Genomic DNA, 8,567 nt, shown 5'->3' on the forward strand with positions numbered 1-8,567 from the left:
GCGCTGGGTTGGCCATTCGGCCGTTGCGGTGCTCGATGGCGGCATGGCGGCCTGGCAGTCGCAGGGTCTGCCGATGTCGACCGACGTGCCGGTGCGTGCCCCTGGCACGATTGCCGACCAGGCGCCGCTCGTCGCGGCCGTGTCGGCAAACGATGTACTCGATCGGGGCGGCCGCACCGTGATCGATGCCCGCGCGCCGGACCGCTTCCGCGGCGAAAACGAAACCCTGGATCCGGTCGGCGGCCACATCCCGGGCGCGAAGAACCGTTTTTTCAAGGACAACCTGGAGGCGGACGGCCGCTTCAAGAGCGCCGAACAACTCAAGGCCGGGTTCGCGCCGCTGCTGGGCGATCCGAAGGCGGCGGTGATGCAATGCGGCTCGGGCGTGACGGCCTGCCACAACCTGTTCGCTCTGTGCCTGGCCGGCTATGCGCTGGCACCGCTCTACGCCGGCTCCTGGAGCGAGTGGATCACCGACCCCGCGCGGCCAATAGCAACCGGCGACTGACGCTAATCCGCCTAACAAGACGGCTGATGCTGTGCGGCTGAGCGTCTTACAACGTCAGTCGCGCTTAAGTACCAACTGGAATATAGGCAATAACCGAAAGCCGAAAACAATTTAAAAACAGCCCTTTACGGTGAAAAGGTCGCACTACACTTCAACATAAGCGGCTAAGCCCGCTTCCGGTGGGGCCTTTCTATGGGTCTGCCCCGCTTCACTCGCAGCCGCGAATGAAGCGGGGCAGACCCTACACAAGTCGAAGCTGCCAACGCCCCGGCCCCATCGGTCACTTTTCGCCGAGGGCTATATGGGAATTGCCGCCTGCGAGTTAAGCCAGTACGTCATCCGCCCTACCCTGCTCTACCTGGGCCGTCACTCCACCGCCGCCGAAGCCTTGTTGCTCGGAGCCGCCGCCAGCCAATCCGGGCTCGGCTCGATCCTCGATGACAAACATGGCCACGGCCTTTACCGCATCGCCGCACAGCGCCACCAACAACTCTGGGATCAACACCTGGCGCTGGATCCAGAACTTGCTAGCCAGGTACGCGGCCTCGCCAGCCAGCATGCCTTCCTCGCCGCACCGCACCTGGAACTGACCGTCAACCTGCGTTACGCCACGGCCATTGCCTGGATGCTGATCGAAGCCGAGCAGCGCGAACTGCCGGCCGCCGATGACCTGCTCGGCATGGCGCAGGTCTGGCGCCGGGTATTCCGCCCGCATGGCCGCACCCAGGACTTTATCGCCGCCTGGCAACGCTGCATCGGCAGTCTCAGCCAGGTGGCCTGACGTTCGGCAACCCGGCCGGTATGGCACGCATCAAGCGCGAACAAGCCAGCAGCGGCCTTGCGCTGATCCACGCAAAAACCGAGATAGCCAACGCCTGCGGTTCGGCCAGCGCTAGCAAACACCGCGACATGCTGCGGTTTACCGGTGCGCCCATGGGCGATTACCTCAAACCACTGGACGACAACTGGAGCCTCGGCCTGGGCCTGCATGTGCCGTTTGGCCTGGCCACCGATTACGAGCGCAACTTCCAGGGCCGCTATCACGGCGAGCGCGCCATCCTCAGTCTGGGCGCGGCCTGGAGCCCGAATGGAGCGGTGCCCCTCGACCTGGCCTACTCCTACCTGATGGAAGATGACGCCCACATCGAGACAGACGACTACCGCGCCAGCTATAACCGCCCACGGCCTGGGCGCACACGTGACATACCGCTTCTAATTCAGCCAACGGTTTGGGTTACACTCGCGCGGCGCTCACAACAATAAAAAATTGTCTGGAACAATTTTGAACGTCGCAAAGCGACGGCCCGCGTATGGCTGCCAGGGATGGCAGGCCATGACGCCGCCTGAGACAGCCCTTATGACTGCACTCTGTACAACCTTGCCCGAACAACTCAGCCTGTTACTGGTGGATGACCACCGGATTTTTCTCGACGGCCTCAGCCTGGCCCTCGCGCCGCTCTGCGCCGATCTGCAGATTCGCACCGCCGAATCCGCCGCCGCCGCCGAAGCCTGCCTGCTGGACGCGAGCTTCGACCTGATTCTGCTCGACCTGCGCCTGCCCGATATGCCAGGCCTGGAGCTGCTGCAACGCTGGCAGCAGCAGGGCCGCATGACCCCGGTGGCGATCCTTAGCGCCAGCGATTCCAACCTCGACGCCCAGGCCGCACTGGCCGCCGGTGCGCTGGGCTTTATCCCGAAAAGTGCCAATAGCGATGAACTGCGCCAGGCGGTGACCCGCGTGCTGCTGGGGGAAACCCTGCCTGCACCGCATACGGGCGATAAACCGCAACTCACCCCCCGGCAGATGGAAATTCTCCAATTGCTGGCCGAGGGCTTGCCGAACAAGTCCATCAGCCGTCAGTTGGGCGTTTCCGAGGACACGGTGAAAACCCATCTGAAATCACTGTTTCAAGAGTTTTCCGTACATACCCGTACTGCCTGTGTCAGTGCTGCGCGGCAACGGGGTTGGCTCTGATCTCTGCCGGCAATAACACTGCCAGGGCCTGACGCAAACGGGCCGGCAGCAGCGGCTTGCCGAGCAAGGTGACATGGGCACGGGTGCAGCGCTCTTGTAGGTCGGCGCTGACGTCGGCGGTAATCAGCAGGGCCGGCAGCATGCGCCCGGCCTCTTCGCGCAAGCGCTCGATAACGCGTAAGCCGTCCTCGGTGGCGGCCAGCCGATAGTCGCTGATCAGCACCTGCGGCTGCGCCTCGGTCAAGCACTGCAAGGCCTCGGCTGGATCGGCGCAGGCCCAGACCTCGCACCCCCAGCGCTGCAATAAACCGGACAACGCTTCGCGCCCTGCGGCGTCGTCTTCCAGCAATAACACCCGCCCAGTCAATGCCGCGGCAACCGCCGCCGGTGCTTGCCACTCGCCGGCTTCAGCCTGCGGCAAGTGCAAAATAAAACGCGCGCCCGCGCCTGGGCTGGACTCCAGCTGCAGCGGGTGCCCGAGCAACTGCGCCAATTGCTGAACGATGGCCAGCCCCAGACCCAGGCCGCGCTCGGCATTGCGTCCGGGGTTATCCAGTTGGCGGAACTCCTCAAAGACCTGGCTTTGTTCCTCCTCGCTCAAACCCTGACCGTCGTCACCGACCTGCAACTGCACCACGCCCTGCTCGACACGGGCATGCAGCCAGACACGCCGCGCCTGGGCATGACGCAAGGCGTTGCTCAGCAGGTTGCGCAGTACACGCTCCAGCAGCAGCGGATCACTGCGCACCCAGAGTTCTGCGCATTGCAGCTGCAGCTCGACACCCTGGGCGTCGGCCTCGGCGCGGGTCTCACCACTCAGGCGAGCAAGTAAGGGGCGCAGGGCAAATACTTGCGGCTTGGCCTGCACCCCGCCGGGCAGGGTCAGCCGGGTGTAATCGAACAGCGACTGCAACAACCGGCTGAGCTGCTCGACGGCAATCGCCAGGCGACTGCTGATGCGGTGCACGCCGGGGTCCTGGTTCTGCTCCAGCAGGTGCTGGGCATACAAGCCCATGGCATTCAGCGGTTGGCGCAGGTCATGGCTGGCAGCAGCGAGTAGGCGCAGCTTGCGCGCATCGTCAGCTTCGGCGCGCTGGCGCGCCAGATCGAGCAAGCGCAGATTGAGCCAGGCGCCGCGCTGGCCGTGTTCCTGCAGATAGGCACCGACGCTGCCAATCAGATTGGCGCAAAACAGAAACAGACCCTGATAGCCCAGGGCCGCGCTGCCACCCGTGACGATCACTCCCAGCCACAGAAACAGCCCGCACACGCCCCAGGAAGCCAGGCTGACGGCGCGGAACGACACGCCCAGCAGCACGTAACCAAATAGCAGCACCAGGAAAAGCCCGTCATAGGGCATGGCCACGCCCAGGCTCCAGCACAGGTGGATAATCACCGCGACGCAGGCACCATTGAACCCGTATGCCGCCACGTAGACGAGCAAGGCGCGACGTGGCGGGCTGTGTGGGCGGCTGCAATAGAAGAAGGCCAGCAGCGCAGCGCATATCCCCAGCAGCCGTATTGGCAGGGTGGCCAGGCTGGCGTTGAGGGGCAGCAGCAACAGATCGAGGACGGTGTAGACCAGTTGAAAGATCACTGCGGTACTGATGATCAGCAGCAAGCGACGCCGGATACGCTGCACCCGATGCTCGACAAACTCATCTTCCAGTACGCCAGTAAAACGCAGCCTGCGGTAGCCGCGGCGCTGCTGGGCCAGCAGCAGGGCTTCCTGACGTTCCAGGCTCATCGCCTGCCTCCGACGCTATAACTCGGAGGGCTGGCTTTCCTGTTGCTTGGCGGCAATGGCGTCATAGGTTTCCACCCGGTGCTGGTCTTCTGCGCTGAATAAACGCTGGCGCAAACGCTGCTGCTCCTGCTGCTGATCCGCAGCGCTGAGGCCATTGCCCTGCAACGCGGCAAGTTCCTGCTGGTAGGTGGCATAGCGTTGTTGCCAGGCACGCTCGTTGCGCTGCTCGCTGAGCAGACGTTCGACCGTGGGTGGATCATAGGTCAAGGCAAGCAGCTGGCGCATCTGCTCTTCGCTGGCCCCCTCCTGCCAAAGTTTATCTGTCTGCACCTGCAACGCCTGGGCCTGGGCCTGACGCTCTTCACTGGCCCGCATGGCCTCGGGAAGCTGGGCGCGCAAACGTTCCTGCGCCAGAGCTTTGCCGTGCTCGCTAAGATCATCGCGGGCCATCAGCGCCAGGTTGTCCAAGGTGTAACGGCCATAGGCTTCCTCGGCGCCAAACAGCGCTTCGGTCGCCGCATTGGAGAAATGCGCGCGGCGTAGCTGCGCCAGCTGCTCGAAGGCCCGCTGCAAGGCAACCAGCTGGCCATCTGGACTACTTTGCTGGGCACTGCTCAAGGGTTGCTGCAGCAGCGCCAGGGTGGCGCGCTTGTAATCCATATAGTCACCCAGCAGGCCGATAAACTGGCCCAGGGCGGGTTCCTGCAAGCGTCCGCGGGCATCGGCCAGCATGACCTCCACCACGGTTTCCAAGCCGGCCTGATCGGCGGCGCTAAGGAAGTAATCCAGATAATCGCGCAGCGCCAGATTCAACTGCAGATTGCCGGCACTGTCCGCTTGCAGTTCGCCATCCACCTCGGTGCCCTGCAAGCCTGGCAGGCTTGACGGTGTTCTGGTAGCTGAGGTTTCTGGTTTGGCGGTTTGCAGCAGAGGGCTGGGGGTTACGGCGAGAGGCGCCGTAGCAGCAGGAACAGCCGGTGCGGGCGGGACAGCAGCAGCGGGCCATTGCCAGTAAAGCGTAAGGCCGACAACACTGCCGGCCAGTACCAAAAAGGGAATAGTTGAGCGTAACGACAGGGCCATATGACCTCCAGAGTGCGGGCTGCATGGCGCAGCCCGCTGCCACGACGGTCAGACGCCTTTATTTTTCAGGCGGTTGGCATGCTGGCGATACAGTGAGACGGGCTCTGTCCAGCCACGGATACCGAACAGGTGGTTGATCGCATCCACATGGTTCATGTTGTAGTCATCACCGATCACCTGCCCCAGGTAAGTGGAGCACACACCCACCAGGCCGTCATTCTTCTCACTGCCAAAAGCCAGCCCGGTGATCGCCAGGAACGGATCGACCGCATCAAAGACGTTGGTGTAGGAGGTGTTACCGGTCCAGGAGAAATAACGAATGTTGTACCCGCGCACGTTGTGCACTTCGGTGGATTTGGCGCAGTAGCTGCTGCTGTTCACACCCCACGGATGGCGGCCATTGAGTGCAGTGGTGCCGGCAGTGGTCAGGGTTTTCAGCGCATCGATGCCGCTCTGCGGGTTGCTGCTGCCGGACAGCAGGTTGATCACCGCCCCTACAGCATTGGCCAGGGCATTGACGCCGCCCTCGATAAGGCTATTGGCCGGGATAACACCGCGCAGCACGTCGGCAACTTTCGAGCCTTTGTTGACGCCGTTGACCGAGGTCACCGAAGCCACCAGATCCGGGCGCAAGGAGGCTGCGACGCGTGAGGTTGGCGAGCCCTGGCTATGCCCGATCAGGTTGACCTTGCCGCCATTGGCGCCGGCCCATGGCACGATCTGCTGCGCCAGTGCGGCACCGCGCTGCTCGCTGTCATTGAGTGCCGACACACTGGCGACATAGACCTTGGCGCCATCGCGCTCAAGGTTCCAGGGAATGGTATGGAAATAGTTGATCAAGCCGCCGATGGTGTCGAAGCCGGTCACCCCGTGCACCAGCACGATCGGGTATTTGGTCTGGGTGTAGTTGGCCTGGGCTTCAACCGCGCCAACCAGGGCGCAGGCAGCTAGAGCAGTAGTAATAACGCGACGCATGGGTGCCTCCTTATTTTTCTTGTTGGCACGCCGGGAAACTGCGTCCGGCGTACTGACAACTCTAAGGAGGTACTGGGGTGTGGACTATCGCCCAGATGGGTGAGGCTTCAGCGCTGCGAGGCGATGGCCTGCTCGACAGCGGCCAGCAAGGCAGGGTCATCCGGGGTTGTGCTGCTGGGGAAGCTGGCGATCACCTTGCCCTGGGCATCGATCACATACTTGGAGAAGTTCCAGCGCGGCGCCTGGCTTTGTGCCGCCAGCTCCTTGAACAGCGGCAGTGCATCGCTGCCGGTAACCCGCTGGGTTTCACTCATGGGGAAGGTCACGCCGTAATTGACGTAACAGACTTTGGCGGTTTCTGCGCTGCTGTCGGCCTCCTGGCGAAAGTCATCGGAAGGTACGCCGAGAATCTGCAGCCCCTGCCCCTTGTAACGCTGATAGAGCGCCTCGAGGCCTTTGAACTGCGGAGTAAAACCGCAGAAGCTGGCGGTATTGACCACCACCAGCGGCTTGCCGGCAAACTGCGCGCACAGGTCGATACGTTCCTCGCTGCGCAGCTTCTGCACCGCCCCCTGCAGCAAAGCCGGGCATTCAGCGGCCTGCGTCGGGGCAACCCAGGCACTGAGCAGGACGACAACCAGCAGGGGAAAACGCCACATACCAATCACCTTGAATCAATGTAAATAAGGAGTAACAGCCCTAACACACACCCAAACCCAGCTGCAAAAAAGCCAGGCCACTTTGCAGCCAACCCCACCAGGCGAGTCCTAGGACCAACATACCGCCCATCACCAGCGCAGTGTTCCAGCCATAGTCGGTATTCATGCATTCGCCTCCTGTCGTTGCAAGCGCGCCACCGGCAGCTCGCGTACTGGCCAGTTCAGCGCGGCGGCCAGCAGACTGAGCAGCACGGCAATCTGCCAGACCAGATCATAACTGCCGGTATGGTCATACAGATAGCCACCCATCCAGCCGCCGAGAAAAGCCCCCAGCTGATGGAACAGAAACACGATACCGCCGAGCATCGACAGGTTGCGCACGCCGAACAGGGTCGCCACCGTGCCGTTGGTCAGTGGCACCGTCGACAGCCATAGCAGGCCCATGGCCACACCAAAGGCATAGGCGCTCCAGACCGTCAGCGGCGTCATAAGAAACGCCACAATCACCACCGCACGGGCCAGATACAGCGCGCTGAGCAGGCGCGGCTTGGACATCCGCCCGCCCAGCCAACCGGCGATATAAGTGCCAAAGATATTGAACAGCCCCACCAGCGCCAGCACCGTGGTGCCGACCAGCGCGGGCAGATGTTGATCGACCAGATAAGCCGGCAAATGCACGCCGATAAACACCACCTGAAAGCCGCAAACGAAAAACCCCAGGGCCAACAACCAGAAGCCCGAATGACTACAGGCCTCACGCAGCGCCTCGCCGAGGGTCTGCTCCTGGCCGGTGAGTGGCAGCGGCGTATCCTTGAGCATCGCCGCCAGCGGCACGATCAGCGCCACCAAAAGCCCCAACGCCATCAGCGCCACCGACCAACCCAGCCAGCTAAGCAAGCCCAACGTGCCGGGGAGCATGGCGAACTGGCCGAAGGAACCCGCCGCCGCCGCGATGCCCATGGCCATGCTGCGTTTTTCCATCGGCACGGCGCGCCCCACCGCACCGAGAATCACCGAGAACGAGGTGCCGGACAAACCGATACCGATCAGCAAACCAGCGCTCAGCGACAGACTCATCGGCGAATCGGCCAGGCCCATACAGCCCAGACCAATGGCATACAGCACGCCGCCGACAATCACCGTGCGCTTGGCGCCAAAACGATCGGCCAGGGCGCCGGTAAAGGGCTGGGTCAGGCCCCAGATCAGGTTTTGCAAGGCAATGGCGAAGGCGAACACCTCACGCCCCCAGCCAAACTCGGCGCTCATCGGTGGCAGAAACAGGCCGAAACCATGACGAATGCCCAGCGACAGCGCCAGGATCAGCGATGCACCCAGCAGAATCCACATGCTGCCGCGCCCGATTGTCTTCATACCCACTCCCTTGCCACAGATATATTGCGGCCCGTTAGGTTGAGCCTTGACTGCACTGCAGGCAAGTCGACTATCGGCTAGCAGGCCGTTGAAAAACCTAGGCGAGGCAGGCAAGACAAGGCAAAACGGCCGCTACGTAGCGAAGCGGAGTAACAGCCGCAGGCTGGCCCGCAGGGCGAACGCAGTGAGTCAAAAGCGGAGTTTACGTGCTGTAAATGAGCATTTGATTCGCTTCGCTCCCCCCTATGG

10 protein-coding genes are annotated in these 8,567 nt (G+C 62.7%); 4 read left to right on the plus strand and 6 right to left on the minus strand.

The window, feature by feature from the left end; all coding sequences use genetic code 11:
- The 4 genes from WA145_RS12350 to WA145_RS12365 form a co-directional block, all read left to right on the plus strand.
- Window positions 1-508 (plus strand): sulfurtransferase (locus WA145_RS12350; RefSeq protein WP_422581855.1); only part of this gene is annotated, 508 nt, incomplete at its 5' end.
- Window positions 509-809: 301 nt separating this feature from the next.
- Window positions 810-1,289 carry a hypothetical protein gene (locus WA145_RS12355; protein ID WP_422581856.1) on the plus strand — a complete coding sequence of 160 codons (480 nt, stop codon included), beginning with the start codon at window positions 810-812 and terminating at the stop codon, window positions 1,287-1,289.
- Window positions 1,286-1,771 carry an outer membrane protein transport protein gene (locus WA145_RS12360; RefSeq protein ID WP_422581864.1) on the plus strand — a complete coding sequence of 162 codons (486 nt, stop codon included), beginning with the start codon at window positions 1,286-1,288 and terminating at the stop codon, window positions 1,769-1,771. Before WA145_RS12355 ends, WA145_RS12360 begins: the two co-directional genes overlap by 4 nt.
- Window positions 1,772-1,865: 94 nt before the next feature.
- Window positions 1,866-2,483, plus strand: coding sequence for a response regulator (locus WA145_RS12365; protein ID WP_422581857.1), 618 nt, complete (start codon window positions 1,866-1,868; stop codon window positions 2,481-2,483).
- On the opposite strand, the gene WA145_RS12370 is transcribed toward WA145_RS12365, so the two are convergent.
- From WA145_RS12370 to WA145_RS12395, 6 genes are all read right to left on the minus strand, one after another.
- The gene (locus tag WA145_RS12370) at window positions 2,452-4,230 is read right to left on the minus strand and encodes a hybrid sensor histidine kinase/response regulator (RefSeq protein ID WP_422581858.1); all 1,779 of its coding nucleotides are present in this window, start codon (window positions 4,228-4,230) and stop codon (window positions 2,452-2,454) included. The genes WA145_RS12365 and WA145_RS12370 overlap by 32 nt on opposite strands.
- Window positions 4,231-4,245: 15 nt before the next feature.
- The gene (locus WA145_RS12375; protein ID WP_422581859.1) at window positions 4,246-5,313 is read right to left on the minus strand and encodes a lipase secretion chaperone; all 1,068 of its coding nucleotides are present in this window, start codon (window positions 5,311-5,313) and stop codon (window positions 4,246-4,248) included.
- 48 nt (window positions 5,314-5,361) lie between these two features.
- A complete protein-coding gene (locus tag WA145_RS12380; RefSeq protein ID WP_422581860.1) occupies window positions 5,362-6,288 on the minus strand; it encodes an esterase/lipase family protein in 927 nt (308 codons plus the stop codon).
- Window positions 6,289-6,395: 107 nt separating this feature from the next.
- Entirely contained in the window at window positions 6,396-6,947 is a 552-nt protein-coding gene (locus WA145_RS12385; protein ID WP_422581861.1) for a glutathione peroxidase, read from the minus strand.
- 40 nt (window positions 6,948-6,987) lie between these two features.
- A complete protein-coding gene (locus WA145_RS12390; protein WP_422581862.1) occupies window positions 6,988-7,113 on the minus strand; it encodes a hypothetical protein in 126 nt (41 codons plus the stop codon).
- On the minus strand, window positions 7,110-8,318 hold the full coding sequence (locus tag WA145_RS12395) for an MFS transporter (RefSeq protein ID WP_422581863.1): 1,209 nt from the start codon (window positions 8,316-8,318) through the stop codon (window positions 7,110-7,112). Before WA145_RS12395 ends, WA145_RS12390 begins: the two co-directional genes overlap by 4 nt.
- Window positions 8,319-8,567: the final 249 nt, after the last annotated feature.

This window comes from Pseudomonas sp. (genome assembly GCF_049301935.1).
GTDB lineage: Bacteria > Pseudomonadota > Gammaproteobacteria > Pseudomonadales > Pseudomonadaceae > Aquipseudomonas.